At 66.4% G+C, this 14,246-nt stretch carries 16 protein-coding genes; 5 read left to right on the forward strand and 11 right to left on the reverse strand.

Going from position 1 to position 14,246, the window contains the following annotated elements; all coding sequences use genetic code 11:
* Positions 1-54: 54 nt before the first annotated feature.
* The 9 genes from uraD to ACFIMZ_RS12260 form a co-directional block, all read right to left on the reverse strand.
* Positions 55-576, reverse strand: a complete 522-nt coding sequence (gene uraD, locus ACFIMZ_RS12220; RefSeq protein WP_431819743.1) for a 2-oxo-4-hydroxy-4-carboxy-5-ureidoimidazoline decarboxylase — start codon at positions 574-576, stop codon at positions 55-57.
* Entirely contained in the window at positions 573-1,526 is a 954-nt protein-coding gene (puuE, locus tag ACFIMZ_RS12225; protein ID WP_431819744.1) for an allantoinase PuuE, read from the reverse strand. The genes uraD and puuE overlap by 4 nt, the downstream gene beginning before the upstream one ends.
* Before the next feature lie 169 nt (positions 1,527-1,695).
* Positions 1,696-2,523, reverse strand: a complete 828-nt coding sequence (locus ACFIMZ_RS12230; protein ID WP_431819745.1) for an aspartate/glutamate racemase family protein — start codon at positions 2,521-2,523, stop codon at positions 1,696-1,698.
* Positions 2,524-2,531: 8 nt separating this feature from the next.
* Positions 2,532-4,016 (reverse strand): NCS1 family nucleobase:cation symporter-1, encoded by a 1,485-nt coding sequence (locus ACFIMZ_RS12235; protein WP_431819746.1) that lies wholly within the window; start codon positions 4,014-4,016, stop codon positions 2,532-2,534.
* 152 nt (positions 4,017-4,168) lie between these two features.
* On the reverse strand, positions 4,169-4,876 hold the full coding sequence (locus ACFIMZ_RS12240) for a GntR family transcriptional regulator (protein WP_431819747.1): 708 nt from the start codon (positions 4,874-4,876) through the stop codon (positions 4,169-4,171).
* A gap of 307 nt (positions 4,877-5,183) precedes the next feature.
* Entirely contained in the window at positions 5,184-6,122 is a 939-nt protein-coding gene (gene ldcA, locus ACFIMZ_RS12245) for a muramoyltetrapeptide carboxypeptidase (RefSeq protein WP_431819748.1), read from the reverse strand.
* Between the two features lie 54 nt (positions 6,123-6,176).
* Positions 6,177-6,752, reverse strand: coding sequence for a tRNA adenosine(34) deaminase TadA (gene tadA, locus ACFIMZ_RS12250; protein ID WP_431819749.1), 576 nt, complete (start codon positions 6,750-6,752; stop codon positions 6,177-6,179).
* Positions 6,749-7,150, reverse strand: a complete 402-nt coding sequence (locus ACFIMZ_RS12255) for a DnaJ family domain-containing protein (RefSeq protein ID WP_431819750.1) — start codon at positions 7,148-7,150, stop codon at positions 6,749-6,751. Before ACFIMZ_RS12255 ends, tadA begins: the two co-directional genes overlap by 4 nt.
* 249 nt (positions 7,151-7,399) lie before the next feature.
* On the reverse strand, positions 7,400-7,663 hold the full coding sequence (locus ACFIMZ_RS12260) for a DUF4148 domain-containing protein (protein ID WP_431819751.1): 264 nt from the start codon (positions 7,661-7,663) through the stop codon (positions 7,400-7,402).
* A gap of 565 nt (positions 7,664-8,228) precedes the next feature.
* On the opposite strand from ACFIMZ_RS12260, the gene ACFIMZ_RS12265 reads away from it, so the two are divergent.
* Positions 8,229-9,311, forward strand: coding sequence for a helix-turn-helix transcriptional regulator (locus ACFIMZ_RS12265; RefSeq protein WP_431819752.1), 1,083 nt, complete (start codon positions 8,229-8,231; stop codon positions 9,309-9,311).
* A 167-nt stretch (positions 9,312-9,478) separates the two neighbouring features.
* On the opposite strand, the gene ACFIMZ_RS12270 is transcribed toward ACFIMZ_RS12265, so the two are convergent.
* Positions 9,479-10,426, reverse strand: a complete 948-nt coding sequence (locus tag ACFIMZ_RS12270; protein WP_431819753.1) for a GlxA family transcriptional regulator — start codon at positions 10,424-10,426, stop codon at positions 9,479-9,481.
* Positions 10,427-10,560: 134 nt separating this feature from the next.
* Here ACFIMZ_RS12270 and ACFIMZ_RS12275 point away from each other — a divergent pair, with 134 nt between their 5' ends.
* The 3 genes from ACFIMZ_RS12275 to ACFIMZ_RS12285 are packed head-to-tail and all read left to right on the forward strand — an operon-like array spanning position 10,561 to position 12,622.
* Positions 10,561-11,361, forward strand: coding sequence for an SDR family NAD(P)-dependent oxidoreductase (locus ACFIMZ_RS12275; RefSeq protein WP_431819754.1), 801 nt, complete (start codon positions 10,561-10,563; stop codon positions 11,359-11,361).
* A 51-nt stretch (positions 11,362-11,412) separates the two neighbouring features.
* Positions 11,413-12,174 (forward strand): SDR family oxidoreductase, encoded by a 762-nt coding sequence (locus ACFIMZ_RS12280; protein ID WP_431819755.1) that lies wholly within the window; start codon positions 11,413-11,415, stop codon positions 12,172-12,174.
* Positions 12,175-12,217: 43 nt separating this feature from the next.
* A complete protein-coding gene (locus ACFIMZ_RS12285; protein ID WP_431819756.1) occupies positions 12,218-12,622 on the forward strand; it encodes a nuclear transport factor 2 family protein in 405 nt (134 codons plus the stop codon).
* A 39-nt stretch (positions 12,623-12,661) separates the two neighbouring features.
* Here ACFIMZ_RS12285 and ACFIMZ_RS12290 read toward each other — a convergent pair whose 3' ends face one another.
* Entirely contained in the window at positions 12,662-12,973 is a 312-nt protein-coding gene (locus ACFIMZ_RS12290; RefSeq protein WP_431819757.1) for a hypothetical protein, read from the reverse strand.
* Positions 12,974-12,982: 9 nt separating this feature from the next.
* Here ACFIMZ_RS12290 and ACFIMZ_RS12295 point away from each other — a divergent pair, with 9 nt between their 5' ends.
* Positions 12,983-14,245, forward strand: coding sequence for a toll/interleukin-1 receptor domain-containing protein (locus ACFIMZ_RS12295; protein WP_431819758.1), 1,263 nt, complete (start codon positions 12,983-12,985; stop codon positions 14,243-14,245).
* Position 14,246 lies beyond the last annotated feature (1 nt).

The raw sequence follows: 14,246 nt of genomic DNA on the forward strand, positions 1-14,246 counted from the left end.
TCCTTGTCAGTATTGCGAAGCGGCCGCTGCGACGCGGCGGGCCGTATTGTGGTGTCAGGCGTCGATCAGGTCGTCGAGCCGGAAGCGCGCGATCCGGTAGATCTGGTCGAGGCTCGCGCGCAGCTCTTCGCCGCGCGAATGATTCACGCGCGACTCGAAGTTCGCGATGATCCCGTGCCGATCGTAGCCGCGCACCGCGAGGATGAACGGGAAGCCGAACTTCTCGCGATAGGTGCGGTTCAGCGTCTGCAGCTGGTCGAATTCCTCCTGCGTGCACTGGTCGAGGCCCGCGCCGCTCTGCTCGCGCGTCGATTCGACGGTCAGCTCGCCGCGCACCGCGGCCTTGCCCGCAAGCTCCGGGTGCGCGTTGATCAGTGCGAGCTGGCGCGCAACGCCTGCCGCCTCCACCGCGCCCGACATCGTCTCGTGCAGCGCGTCGATGCTCGCATACGGCCGCGCGCCCGCGGCCGCCTCGGCGACCCACGGCGAATGCTCGAAGATTCCGGACAGCGCCGCGACGAATGCGCCCGGCGCCATCGTGTTCAGTTGCTCCAACGTGTAACGCATCGCCTTCATGCTTTCCCTTCGTTCCGTTGATTGGGCTGATACGGATGATGTTCACGCCAGTGACGCGCGATGTCGACACGCCGCGTCACCCATACGCGATCGTGCTGCTCGATGTAGTCGAGAAACCGTTGCAGCGCGCGGAACCGGCCCGGCCGGCCGAGCAGCCGGCAGTGCATGCCGATCGACAGCATCTTCGGCGCCTCGTCGCCCTCCTCGTACAGCACGTCGAACGCGTCGCGCAGGTAGTGGAAGAAGTGATCCGCGGTATTGAAGCCCTGCGGCGTCGCGAAGCGCATGTCGTTGGTGTCGAGCGTGTACGGGACGATCAGCTGCGGCGTCGTGCCGCCGCCCGACACGTCGACGTCCATCCAGAACGGCAGGTCGTCGCCGTAGTTGTCGGAGTCGTACAGGAAGCCGCCGTATTCGGCGACGAGCCGGTGCGTGTTCGGGCTGTCGCGGCCGGTGTACCAGCCGAGCGGCCGCACGCCGGTCACGCGCTCGATCGCCTCCATGCCGAGCCGCATGTGCTCGGCTTCGAGCTCGGGCGTCATGCTCTGGTAGTGAATCCAGCGCCAGCCGTGGCACGCGATTTCATGGCCGAGCTCGACGAACGCGCGCGCGAGTTCCGGATGCCGCTCGATCGCCATGCCGACGCCGAACACGGTCAGCGGCAGGCCGCGCTTCTCGAACTCGCGCAGGATGCGCCACACGCCGGCCCGCGACCCGTATTCGTAGATCGACTCCATGCTCATGTGGCGGTCCGGATACGCGGCCGCGCCGACGATTTCCGACAGGAACTGCTCGGAGCCGGGATCGCCGTGCAGCACGCAGTTCTCGCCGCCCTCTTCATAGTTCAGCACGAACTGCACCGCGACGCGCGCCCGCCCGGGCCAGTTCGCCTGCACCGGATGGCGGCCGTAGCCGATCAGATCGCGTGGATAGTTTGGATCGAGTGACATGGTTCGATGTGCGACGAAAGCTTGCTGAAATGATGGGTATCGATCGGCCCGGCCGGCGGGACGCCGCGCTCGCACCGGCTGCGCGGCGCCCCCGCGAGCCGATGTGAACGACGGCCCAGTGTAGCGAAAACGCCCATATGCGCCCATACAGCGGCGCAGATAGTGCATGTCAGACGGTGTGTATGTGCGGGTGCGGCAAAACGGCGGCGTCAGCCTGCGGCGCGGCGGCGCCCGGCCGGCCCGGCGCCGGGTCCGCCGCGTCCGCGGACGGGCTGAAGCGCGCGAATTCACCGTCATAGCGCTTCGGCAGCGGGCGGGCGTAGTCGCCGCGCTTCGCGGTCGCGAGCCGCAGCGCGACGAGCGCCTCGGCCCATTTCACCGCCGCCGTGACGCCCTCGACCACCGGCGCGCCGATCTGCTGCTCGATCTCGTGCGCGAATTCGGCCATCCCCGCGCAGCCGAGCACGATCGCGTCAGCGCCGTCCTCGTCGAGCGCGCGCCGGCATTCGTCGACGATGATCCGGCGCGCGGCCGAGCCGGGCCGGTCGAGTTCGAGCACCGCGACGTCGGTCGCGCGCACGTTGCGGCAGAACCGCTTCATCCCGTAGCGCTCGGCGAGATGCCACGCCATCCCGCAGGTGCGCGCGAGCGTCGTGACGACCGAGAAGCCGGGCGCGAGCACGCTCGCCGCATGCATCGCCGCCTCGGCGATGCCGATCACGGGCCCGCGCGCGAGCTCGCGCGCCGCATACAGCCCCGGATCGCCGAAGCACGCGATCACGTAAGCGTCGAAGCCGTCGCGCTCGCCCTGCGCGATCTCGGCCAGCAGCCCGGGGGTCGCGAGCGCCTCGTCGTAATAGCCTTCGATCGACGGCGGGCCCAGCGGCGGACTGACCGCCACCACCGCGGTGCCGGCGCCCGCGACCTCGCGCGCGCAGCGGCCCATCGCGTCGGTCATCCGCCATGTCGTGTTCGGATTGATCAGCTTGATCTTCATCGCGCGCCTCAGGCCTTGCCGTTCGTCAGCAGGCGGTAGAAGCCGAAACCGAGCGCCGCGCCGATGAACCACGAGAAGTTCGCGACGCCCTGCCAGCCCGGCATCATCACGCAGACGATCGCGATCAGCGCGGCCGGCAGCAGCGCGGCGAGCGCGCGACGGTTGACGCCGCCCGTGTACCAGTACGCGCCGCGCTCCGACATCGTGTACAGGTCGTCGCGCACGAGCCGGCCACGCTTGACGAGGTAGAAGTCGGCGATCAGCACGCCGTACAGCGGGCCGATGAACGCGCCGAGCACGTCGAGCGTGTAATGGATCACGGCCGGGTTGTTGAACAGGTTCCACGGCGTGATGAAGATCGACGCGACCGCCGCGAGCATCCCGCCCGCGCGCCAGCTGATGAGCCGCGGCGCGACGTTCGAGAAGTCGAACGCGGGCGACACGAAGTTCGCGACGATGTTGATGCCGATCGTCGCGATCGTGAACGTCAGCGCGCCGAGGATCACCGCGGTCGGATGATCGATGCGCCCGACCGTCTCGACCGGATCGGTGATCAGCTCGCCGAACACCGGCAGCGTCGCGGCGGTCGTGATCACCGTGACGAGCGAGAACGCGAGGAAGTTGACCGGCAGCCCCCAGAAGTTGCCGCGCTTCACGTCGCCGAAGCTCCGGCAATAGCGTGAGAAGTCGCCGAAATTCAGCATCGGCCCGGAAAAGTACGACACGACGAGCGAGATCGCGGTGATCATCACCGGAATCACCTCGGCGCCGTGATACTTGACGCCGCCGAGATTGATGCCGATGTTGCGCCAGCCCGCGCGCCACACCATGTAGCCGGCGAGGATGAACATCACGACGTAGACGGCCGGGCCCGCGAAGTCGATGAACTTCTTGATCGTCTCCATCCCGTTCCAGAACACGAACGCCTGCAGCACCCACAGCAGCATGAAGCCCGCCCAGCCGACCGCCGACAGCCCGAGAAAGCCGTAGCGGTGCACGTCCGCGTACGGCAGCCATTGCGGGAAGAACTTCAGCACGACGATCACGAGCGCGCTCGACGCGAGATAGGTCTGGATCCCGTACCACGCGATCGCGATCAGCCCGCGGATCACGGCCGGCACGTTCGCGCCGAGCACGCCGAAGGTCGCGCGGCACGCGACCGGATACGGCACGCCGATCTGCTGGCTCGGCCGCGCGATCAGGTTGCACAGCACGTTGACGAGGCCGATGCCGACGATCAGCGCGATCAGCACCTGCCAGCTCGTCAGCCCGAGCGCGAACAGGCTGCCCGCGAACACGTAGCCGCCGACGCTGTGCACATCCGACATCCAGAACGCGAAGATGTTGTACGAGCCCCATGTCTGATTCTTAAGGGGTGCCAAATCTTCGTTATACAGACGTTCGCTGAAACCGTTCGGCAATGGCGGGCCGCTCTCCTCGCCGCCGCCCTCCGCCGGATATGCGCTGTCGTGCGCCACACTGAACTGAGCCATGACCTCTCCTTGACCGCGGCCGCACGGCCGCTTCATCGTCGTCGAAATCGCCCCGGGCCGTCGCCCCGGGGTCGGACCTGCGGCCGCGGCGCTCGCCGCGGGCCGGCATTGCTTCAGTTCAGGTGGTGGCGCAAACCGGGTTCCGTCGCCGCTTAAGCGGCGCCGCCGAACACTGCGCGCAAATCGACCGTCCCAGGCGCGGGCCGGTCCAGCATTTTCAACTCGACGTGCTGCAGGTGATGCGCCATCAGTTTCGCCGCGCGCTTCGCGTCCCCCGCCTCCAGCGCGACGAGGATCGCACCGTGATCGTCGAATGAACACGGGCTGCGCCCGTGCGATTCGTACAGCGCCGACATCAGCGTCGAGCGCGCGACGAGGCCGTCGAGGCACGCGCTGAGCGTCGCATTGCCCATCAGCGCGGCGAGCGCCGTGTGGAACTCGCCCGACAGGCGGATCCACGCCGGGAAATCGCGCCGCTCGAACGCCTTGCGCTCCTTGTCGATCAGCGCCGCGACGCCCTTCAGGCGTTTCGCGCCCGGCCCGGTCGCGAGCCGTTCGACCACCGCCAGCTCGATGATCCGGCGCATCTCGAACACCTCGTGCACATCCTGCAGCGTCGGGCTCGCGACGAACGCGCCGCGATTCGGCTCCAGGTCGACCAGCCGGTCGGTCGCGAGCAGCGCGAGCGCCTGGCGGATCGTCCCGCGCTTGACGCCGAACACGTCGCACAGCTGCGCCTCGGTCAGCTTCGCGCCGGGCGCGAGCCGATGCTCGAGGATCGCCGTCCGGATACGCTCGGCGATCGCTTCGGGTCCGGGCGCGCCGGACGGGATGGATTCGGGCTCGTTCATGATCTGCATCGTCTGATGGTCCTCATCGTAGAACGGACATAAAGATTGTCAACAATTCTTTTCGTGGATCTTGCACATTCGGCGCGCATCGCGGCGAACCGGCATGGTGCAACCCGCGCCAAACCCATGCACGACAAGCCTGGATCGTCCATCGACAGCGATCCTTGCCGAATTTTCGCCGGATATTTTGTTGACAAAATTTGTGCACGGCAGAAACGGCATCGTGTTGCGCAGGGCTCGAATGCTTGATCGTTAGTTGCGAGACCACATAAAGAAAAAGGCGGAAGACCCGCCCTTTCGATCGTGCGTCCCGACGTCAGCCGAGATGCGGATAGTCCGACAGCGTGAGCCGGAAGCCGTGCGCGTTCGCGACGAGCTGCGCCTGTGCGCCGAACGGCAGCGTCACCAGGTCCGGCACGTGACCGAACTGCAGCCCCGTGACGACCGGAATGCCGATCACCGCGCGCACCTGCTCGATCATCGCCTGCATGTCGTAGCCGTTGTCGTATTCGAACGGCCGCGCGCCGGTGAACTGGCCGAGCACGAGCGCCTGCTGGCGCGCGAGCAGCCCCGACAGGTGCAGCTGGTAGATCATCCGCTCGATGCGGAACGGCTGCTCGTTGACGTCCTCGACGAACAGGATGCCGCCCTCGATGTCGGGCATGTACGGCGTGCCGACGAGCGACGTGAGGATCGCGAGGTTGCCGCCCCACAGCGTGCCGGACACGTTGACGCTTTGCGCCTGCGGCGCGTCGGCCATGATCGTCGTGGACGGCTGCGCGATCGTCCGCCAGAAGTGGCTCATCGTGAAGTCGCTGGACGTTTCCGCGCCGAAGTCCGCCGACAGCATCGGGCCGCCGAACGTCTTGATCCGCGCCTTCGCGTACAGCGCGAGCTGGATCGCGGTGAAATCGCTGTGGCCGACCAGCGCGATCGGCTGGTCCCGCAGCCGGCGCTCGAGCCCGCGATAGTCGAGCCCGTGCAGGATGCGCGCGGCGCCGTAGCCGCCGCGCACCGCGAGCCCGATGTCGGGCAGCGGCCGCGCGGGATCGGCGAGCCGGTTCAGGTCCCCCGCCCGTTCGCCGTCGGTGCCGCCGAAACGCTGGTAGCGCCGCTGCGTCGCCTCGACGTTCTCGATGCGGTGCTTCGCATTGCTCAGGCGCTCGAGCGCGCGATTGATCGCGTCGGGATCGTGCGGATAGCCGGACGGCGCCAGCAGGCGGATGGAATAGGATGCGGTGGACGGAGCGGACATGGGCAGGACGTGTCGGTGATCAAACCAGCTTAGAGGGTCCGAACCGCGCCGGGTTCACGACGTGCCGGACGCCTGGTCGCGGGCGACGCGCGCCTCGCGCAGCGCGCGGCGGCGCTCGGCGAAGAACGACTTCAGCGCCGCGCCGCACTCGTCGGCCAGCACGCCGCCGACGACCTCGGTGTGATGATTGAGCTGCGGATTCGCGAACGCGTCGATCACGCTGCCGCATGCGCCCGTCTTCGGATCCGCCGCGCCGTACACGACGCGCGCGATCCGTGCGTGCATGATCGCGCCCGCGCACATCAGGCACGGCTCGAGCGTCACGTACAGCTCGCAGCCGGGCATCCGGTAATTCTGCAGATGCTGGGCCGCCATCCGCAGCGCGGCCATTTCGGCATGGGCCGACGGGTCGTGCCCGCCGATCGGGTGATTGAAGCCGCGCGCGATCACTTCATCGCCGCGCACCAGCACCGCGCCCACCGGCACTTCGCCGGCGGCGCGCGCCTCTTCGGCGGCGGCCTGCGCGAGCCGCATGAAATGCGTGTCGCGCGCCGACACCGGCGCGGCGGCGGGTGCGGGAGAATCGGTCGTGGGTTCGGCAGGCGCGCCCGGCAGCACGTCGGGCGTCACATCGGCCCCGCTTCCGCGGGCCCGTCGTCGAGCCCGCGCTCGCACAGGCGTTCGGCGATGCGGCGGCAGTATTCGCGGGGCACCGTCATCGGGCCGCCGCGCAGCGATTCGAGCGCCATGTCGAGCGCCAGCATCTTCGCCTGCAGTTGGCAACGCGCCGCGCGGTCGCTGACCGCGCGCAGTTCGTCCTGCAGGTTGCGCAGCGCGCGCAGTTGTTCGACGGCTGGCGGCACGAAGCCCGCATTCTTCAGGATACGGTTGGCCACCCGCACCTCCTCGGGTACGAGCAGGTCGTCGTCCAGCGCCTGTGGCGCGCCGGTACCCGGCAAATCGTCGAACGCGCCCCGCGCGGCGGCGGCGGCAATACGCTGTTCGACCAGGGCATCAAGCAATCTCATTGGTCAATCGAAACAATGCGGCAGCCGAATTCTAGCAGGGTGACGCGCGCGTGACAGGCCCTTCGAGAGAATGCTCGATATTGCATCGGCAACAGGATTGTGCTGAGGCAGCGCGTGCGTCGTTCTTCCCCCATTTACAACGATGCGCGGCGTGCGGCATCGCATAATCGCACCGCATCGCCGCGCATTGCTCCGTCGGCGCAGCCTGGAGACGCGACCGCCCATGCCGCCCGGCGGTCGGACCCGTGGCTATTGACCGCCCTGGTAAAGCTGGTTCAGGCGTTCCAGTTCACCCGACTTCTGCGCGCGCAGCAGCTCCTGCTTGACCTGCGCCCGGGTCAGGCCGGCCGGGCTGCCCGCCTGCGTACCAGCGGCGGGCATGCTGCCCACCGCCGTCGCGCTGATCGCGGCGTCGGACGGCGACGCCGGTGCGCTTCCCTCCTGCGCCCGGGCGAGCCCCACCGCGCCCAGCACGCAGACTGCGGCCAACGCCGCCTTGAATACGGTCTTCATCGTGGCACCTCACATGAAGCAGCAATGCGATCTGTTCGACGCGGGCAGCGCTGATGTCCGCCGTCCGCGCGCTTCGACGTCCGCCTCATTGCGATGCGCCGGCCTGTCCGTGGCCGTTGCCGGCGCCGCGCAGCCGCGCGCTTTCGACAGGCCGGCGACCGGCTCGCGCGCCCGAGGCTTCGTCGATCTTTTCCGGCAATCCCCCTATGAATTCCCCCGGGGCCAGCGCATCGGCATGCGCAACACCGCGTCGCGGCCGCATCGCGCGTTTAGTGTCGTCCTGTTCGCGCCTCTCGCCGCATCGCGAGTCGAATCTTCCCGTCGCGCTCGCATTGCTTCGGACTCCTCTCTCGCGTCGTGCGCGACAGCGTGCGAGCATCGATCGTACGGCAGGAATGGGGCAATGATAGGGACCGCGCGTGCGTTTGACGCCCCCTTGAAAGGGGGCAATTGCACGATTTGTCATCTTTTCCGCCTAAGCTCAAAGCATCGCGCGCAAGGCTCGCGCCGCGCGCATCGCGACGCCGTCGCGAGCAGGTCCGTCGTACGCTCGAGGGACGTCTTCATGTCTGACAAGCACGCCGCGCTTGCGGGTCACATTCGACGACTGTGTTCGCTGGGCGTCGAGCCGCGTCTCGTCATTCCTCACGTGATTGAAGCGGCGCGGCACATCGTCGGCGCCGACTGGGGGATGTTCTTCTACGCCGACGAATGCCATGTGCTGACCGACGTGTACAGCGAAAACGACGCGGTCTACACGGTGCTGCCCGCCTACTTCGCGAACGTGCACAACACCCCGCAACAGGAAGTGCTCGGCGTCACGTTCTCGGACGCGATGCGTCGCGGACGCGGCTTCGACAACAGCGCGCGCTACGACGGCGCGCTGCTGTCGAGCGCCATGTATGCGGACCTGTGGCAGTCGGTATCGATGCGGCACTGTCTCGAGCTGACCGCGACCGACGGCACGCGCGGCTGGGGCAGCCTGCAGCTGTCCCGTTCGCCGGGCAGCCCGCCGTTCTCCGACAGGAATCACCGCGACCTCGAACCGTTCGCGCGGCATCTCGCGCATGCGTTGTCTCGCCCCGTGCAGCCGCCGCTGCATGAAGCGGAAGGCAGCCTGTCCGCGATCGTGGTCGCCGACGACGCCGGCCGGATCCTGCTGCACAACGCGGCCAGCATCCGGATGCTGGCGCTTGCGACCGGCGAGCCGCTCGCGTTCTACCGCGACGACCGCGTGCCGGACTGGCTCGCGCCGCTGCTGACGAACGTCAGCCGGATCTGGCAAGGTCACCCCGCACCGCCCGCCACGCTGGAGCGCCGCACCACCGCGGGGCGCTTCCGCTTCAAGGCGTATCGCTTCGCCGACGCCGACGCGATGCGACGCGAATTCGCGATCGTGATCTACATCGAACACTTCCCGCCGCTCGAACTGGAGATCGAGCGGCTCGGCTTCCAGCTCGGCCTCACCGAACGCCAGCGCGAACTCTGCACGCAGCTCGTGCTCGGCCGCTCGCACAGCGAGATCGCACGCTGCCTCGCGTTGCGCGACAGCACGGTCGTCGATCACGTCCGCAAGATCTATCGCAAGCTCGACGTCCACAACCACGACGAGCTGCGCAGCGTGTTTCGCCTCGGTGCGCAGGGGTAGCCGCGCCGCGCGCATCACGCCGCCGCCGGCATCGAGCGAGCCTTCGGAAACGGCCGGAACGTCAGCGCGGCCAGGAACCCGCCGAGGCTCCGCGCGAAGAAGCAGGCGAGCATATCTCAACCGGCCGCGCGGCATCGAAACCGGCGAATGCTGGTCCGGAAGCGTTTTCAGTCGTTCAGGCGCGAATCGCGGCGGACGGCCTGCGGCGGCAGGCCAAACCCGCGCACGAAGGCTTCGCGCATGTGGCGGCGATCGCGAAAGCCGGTCTCCCTCGCGATGACGTCGAGCGGATGCCGGCTCTGTTCGATCATCAGCCGCGCGGCCTCCAGCCGCAGCCTTTCGATGGCCTTGGCCGGGGACTGTCCGGTTTCGAGCGTGAACACGCGACTGAACTGGCGCGGACTCAGATGAACCGTCTCCGCGAGTTCCTCCACCGTCAGCGAGCGGCCCAGATTCTGGCGCGCATAGTTCAGCGCATTCTGGATGCGGTCCGATTTCGGCGCGAGCTCCAGCATTTCGGAATGCTGAGACTGGCCGCCTGCCCGCCGCTGATGCATGACCAGCTTGTGCGCGACCGAACGGGCCGCCTCCGGCCCCAGATCCTTTTCCACCATCGCGAGCGCGAGGTCGAGGCCGGCCGTCATGCCGGCGGACGTCCAGATCGGCCCGTCGACGATATAGATCCGGTCTTCCTCGACGTGGATGTCGGGAAAGCGCTTCTGCATGTCGCGCCCGAACGCCCAATGCGTCGTCGCGCGCCGCTGCGCCAGCAGGCCCGCTTCCGCGAGCACGAACGCGCCGGTGCAGATCCCGGCGATGCGCCTCGCGCGATGGCCCGCGCGGCGCAGGTATGCAAGCAGCTTTTCCGGGGCCGGCGATTCGAGCGGATCATTGACCCCGGCGACGATCCACGTGTCCACGTCGATCTTCCCGCGCAACGGCCGCGTGCCCACCGCCACGCCAAGCGACGAGCGCACCTCGCCGCCGTCTACCGAGAAGCTCTCGAGCGCGTAGAACCCCTCGCCCGCCACCATGTTTGCGTACTCGAACACCGATTGCGGCGCGAGCGCCATGATCTGAAAACCGTCGCTGATCAGAAAGCCGATCCGGTGCATCTCCGTTCTCCAGTGTCGGTCAACGCTGCCGCGTCATGTCCTTAATCATAACCATATACGTCATTTCCGTCGCGGCGAATCGAAGCCAGAATGCACTCACGCATTCACCCACCCCTTCGAAACGGAGTGACATCATGGCTCAAGCACATCAAGGTACGGCTGTCGTGACCGGCGCGTCGACTGGCATCGGCGCAATCTACGCCGACCGGCTGGCACGCCGCGGCTACGACCTGATCCTGGTCGCGCGCAACCGCGACCGGCTGGCAGCCCTCGCCGAGCGCATCACGAACGACACGCGCCGCAGCGTGGAAATCATCGCCGCGGACCTCAACGACCGCGCGGAGCTCGCCGGCGTCGAAGCGAAACTGAAACAGGACGCCAGCATCACGCTGCTGGTCAACAACGCGGGCGTGGGCACGCATACGCCGCTCATCGACAGCGATGTCGACGCGATGACGCGGCTGATCGACCTGAACGTCACCGCCCTCACCCGCCTCACGTATGCGGCCGTCCCGGGCTTCGTCGCGCGCGGCAAGGGCGCCGTCATCAACATCTCGTCGATCGTCGCGATCTCGCCGGAAACGCTCAACGGCGTCTATGGCGGCAGCAAGGCGTTCGTGCTCGCGTTCAGCCAGTCGCTGCATCACGAGCTCGCCGACAAGGGCGTGCAGGTGCAAGCGGTGCTGCCCGGCGCGACCGCCACCGATTTCTGGGAAACCGGCGGCCTTCCGCTCGAGCACCTGCCCAAGGCCATCGTCATGTCGGCCTCCGACATGGTCGACGCCGCATTGACGGGCTTCGACCGTCGCGAACTCGTGACGATCCCGTCGCTGCATGCCGGCGAAGAGTGGGACGCCTATGAAGCCGCGCGGCGAACGATGGCCCCGCATCTGTCGACCAACGCGCCCGCACCGCGTTACGCGACGGCGCGGTAAGCCCAGGATTTCGAACCTGTCGTCGATCCCTTCCGATACGGAATTTTGACCATGAAACTCAGCGGAAACACCATCTTCATCACCGGCGGCACGTCGGGCATCGGCCGCGCGCTGGCGGAGGCCTTCAGCCGGCGCGGCAACAAGGTCATCGTTGCGGGCCGGCGCAAGGCGCTGCTCGACGAGATCGCGCAGATGAATCCCGGCATCGACACGGTCGAGCTCGACATCGGCGACGCCGCGCGGATTCGCGAGGTCGCCGCGCAGTTGATCGAACGCTATCCGGCCTTGAACGTCGTGATCAACAACGCGGGCATCATGCCGTTCGACGACGCCGGCGGCCCGCTCGACGACGACCAGGCCGTCCGTCTCGTCGACACGAACCTGCTCGGCCCCGTGCGCGTGAGCGCCGCCTTCATCGAGCATCTGAAGCGGCAGCCCGACGCGACCCTGATCAACAACAGCTCGGTGCTCGCCTATGTGCCGCTCGCGGCGACCGCGCTGTACTCGGCCACCAAGGCCGCGATCCACTCGTACACGCTGTCGCAACGCTTCATGCTGCGCAACACGAGCGTGCGCGTCCTCGAGATCGCGCCGCCGTGGGTCGACACGGATCTCGTTCACAAGAGCGGCGACCCGCGTGCGATGCCGCTCGACGCGTTCATCGCCGAAACGATGACGCTGCTGGAAACCGCCACGACCGAGGTCGTCGTCGACGCGGCCCGGCCCCTTCGCGATAACGCGGGGCCGAACGAGCATGCGTTCGTCGAGCAATTCAACCAGTTCATCGTCGACAACCCGATTCCTGTCGCATAACGACCGCACGCGCGCGGCGCCTGAAACCACTGGAGTTCACATCATGACCGCAATGCTTGAAGAGCAGAACACGGCGCTCGTTCTCGACGCACTCGACACGCTGTTCAACCGCAAGGACTACGCGAAGGCCGCGCAGTTCTGGTCCGATTCCTATGTCCAGCACAGCCGACATGTTCCCGCCGGACGTGACGGGCTGTTCGGTCTGGTCCGCGCGCTTGCCGACTTGCGTTTCGAGTACGACATGGTGATCGCCAAGGGCGACTTCGTCTGGGTGCACAGTCGCTACACCAGCTCGGCAAGCCCGGCCGCGATGATCGCCGTCGACATCCTGCGGATCGAGGACGGCAAGCTCGTCGAGCATTGGGACGTGTTGCAGGATGAGGCGACGCGCGGCGAATCCGCCGGCGGTTATCCGATGTTTGGGGACACGTTCGCGGGCGGGTCGTGACAGGCCCTCGTCAAACAGTATGAAAGGTCGTCGTCTGACTTATGCAACAAGCAAATCCGGAATCGGAAGATCAGGGTTTTTTCTGACGATGGCGGTCCGCCGGGTTGATATATTAAAAATAGGGTTCAACTTTTGGCTAAAGCGCTCGCAGGCGATGATTTGTTTCGCGCGGAATTCCGAATAGCAATCGACACCGTACCGGCCGCCGTTGGCTAAAGCCTCCAGGCGACCGCCAAACATGGTGAGCGTCAGATGATCGATCCTCACGAGCGGTTCTGGGAAGACCTCCTCCTCCTCATTGAGGAAAGCAGAGTAATCCCCGTGATAGGTCCTGACCTTGTGACGGTTCACGACGCTGGCGTGGACCTCCCGATTGGTCGCTGGATTGCCGGGCGGCTACAGCAGGCGCTCGAACTGCCGGTCGGCGGGCTACCGGAGCGCTTTCAGCTGAACGACGTCGTCTCCTTGCACTTGAGTACGGGCGGCGACCGCGAGGAACTCTATCCGAGAATCTTTAGCATCGTCAGAAACGCCGCGCTGAGCCCATGCGAATTACTCAGCGATCTCGCCAGTATTTCCCGCTTCAATTTATATGTGTCGCTGACTTGCGATTCTCTGCTGGCGGATGCCCTGGCGGCAGCCCATCCAGGATCGCGCGCCGACCAGATCAGCTACGCGCCGAATGCCCTGCGGGACATGACCTGTTCGAAAGCCGAGCTGACGAGACCCCTGGTCTTCCATTTGCTCGGGCGCGCATCCTGCTCCCCTGAATTCGTGATCTGCGATGAGGATCTGCTGGAGTTCGTCCACGCGATGCAGGACAAGCAGCGCCAGCCGGCGTTCCTGTTCGACGAATTGCGCCGCCATCATCTGCTGTTTCTCGGTTGCGGCTTTCAGGACTGGCTGACGCGCTTTTTCATTCGCGCGGTCCGGAGCGTCGAACTCTCACAAAAACGCAGACGCTGGGAGGTTCTGGTCGACGACCGGATCAGGAACGAGGCGGATCTCACCGTCTTTCTCAAGAACTATAGCCATGAAACACGCGTGGTTCCCATCGATGCTTACGCCTTTGTGTCGGAATTGACGCGGCGTTGGCGCGAACTCCACCCTTTCGCCGAGAACGATTCACTGCAATCGTCCAGGATTCCCGACACCCTGCATGTGCCACAGGGCGCCATATTTATCAGCTATGCCAGCGAAAACATCGGGGCCGCAGAACGCCTCGCAAGCGGACTTCAGGCTGCCGGGCTGGACGTCTGGTTCGACAAGGCCGCCCTGCACGCCGGCGACGATTGGGCACACATGATCCGTCAAGGCGTCGAACGATGTTCATTGTTCGCGCCAGTCATATCGCATGAGGCACTGAGCGAGCGAAACCATCGCCGCTATTTCTGGAGGGAATGGAACTACGCGCACGATGTTGCCAGCGGAATGTCGCGTGGCGAGATATTCATCGTACCTATCGTGATCGACGACACGCGAATCGACGTTGCCGATGCGCTGCCCGACACGTTCAAGCGCTCGCAGGCGATGCGCCTCTCCGGCGGGACGCTGACATCCGAATCGGCCAATCGACTCGTCGAGCTGGTGCGCGATTTCCATCGCAGACAGCAGGCGACCTGAC

Origin of the sequence: Burkholderia sp. F1 (assembly GCF_050813845.1) — a bacterium.
Classification (GTDB): Bacteria; Pseudomonadota; Gammaproteobacteria; order Burkholderiales; family Burkholderiaceae; genus Burkholderia; species Burkholderia ubonensis.

Coding starts and splice junctions, on each gene's coding strand:
- ldcA (WP_431819748.1), bottom strand. CDS start 6,122: ATGTCCGCTCCGTCCACCGCATCCTATTCCATCCGCCTGCTGGCGCCG.
- ACFIMZ_RS12280 (WP_431819755.1), top strand. CDS start 11,413: ATGAAACTCAGCGGAAACACCATCTTCATCACCGGCGGCACGTCGGGC.
- ACFIMZ_RS12260 (WP_431819751.1), bottom strand. CDS start 7,663: ATGAAGACCGTATTCAAGGCGGCGTTGGCCGCAGTCTGCGTGCTGGGC.
- ACFIMZ_RS12285 (WP_431819756.1), top strand. CDS start 12,218: ATGACCGCAATGCTTGAAGAGCAGAACACGGCGCTCGTTCTCGACGCA.
- ACFIMZ_RS12255 (WP_431819750.1), bottom strand. CDS start 7,150: ATGAGATTGCTTGATGCCCTGGTCGAACAGCGTATTGCCGCCGCCGCC.
- ACFIMZ_RS12230 (WP_431819745.1), bottom strand. CDS start 2,523: ATGAAGATCAAGCTGATCAATCCGAACACGACATGGCGGATGACCGAC.
- ACFIMZ_RS12240 (WP_431819747.1), bottom strand. CDS start 4,876: ATGCAGATCATGAACGAGCCCGAATCCATCCCGTCCGGCGCGCCCGGA.
- ACFIMZ_RS12265 (WP_431819752.1), top strand. CDS start 8,229: ATGTCTGACAAGCACGCCGCGCTTGCGGGTCACATTCGACGACTGTGT.
- ACFIMZ_RS12235 (WP_431819746.1), bottom strand. CDS start 4,016: ATGGCTCAGTTCAGTGTGGCGCACGACAGCGCATATCCGGCGGAGGGC.
- puuE (WP_431819744.1), bottom strand. CDS start 1,526: ATGTCACTCGATCCAAACTATCCACGCGATCTGATCGGCTACGGCCGC.
- uraD (WP_431819743.1), bottom strand. CDS start 576: ATGAAGGCGATGCGTTACACGTTGGAGCAACTGAACACGATGGCGCCG.
- ACFIMZ_RS12275 (WP_431819754.1), top strand. CDS start 10,561: ATGGCTCAAGCACATCAAGGTACGGCTGTCGTGACCGGCGCGTCGACT.
- ACFIMZ_RS12270 (WP_431819753.1), bottom strand. CDS start 10,426: ATGCACCGGATCGGCTTTCTGATCAGCGACGGTTTTCAGATCATGGCG.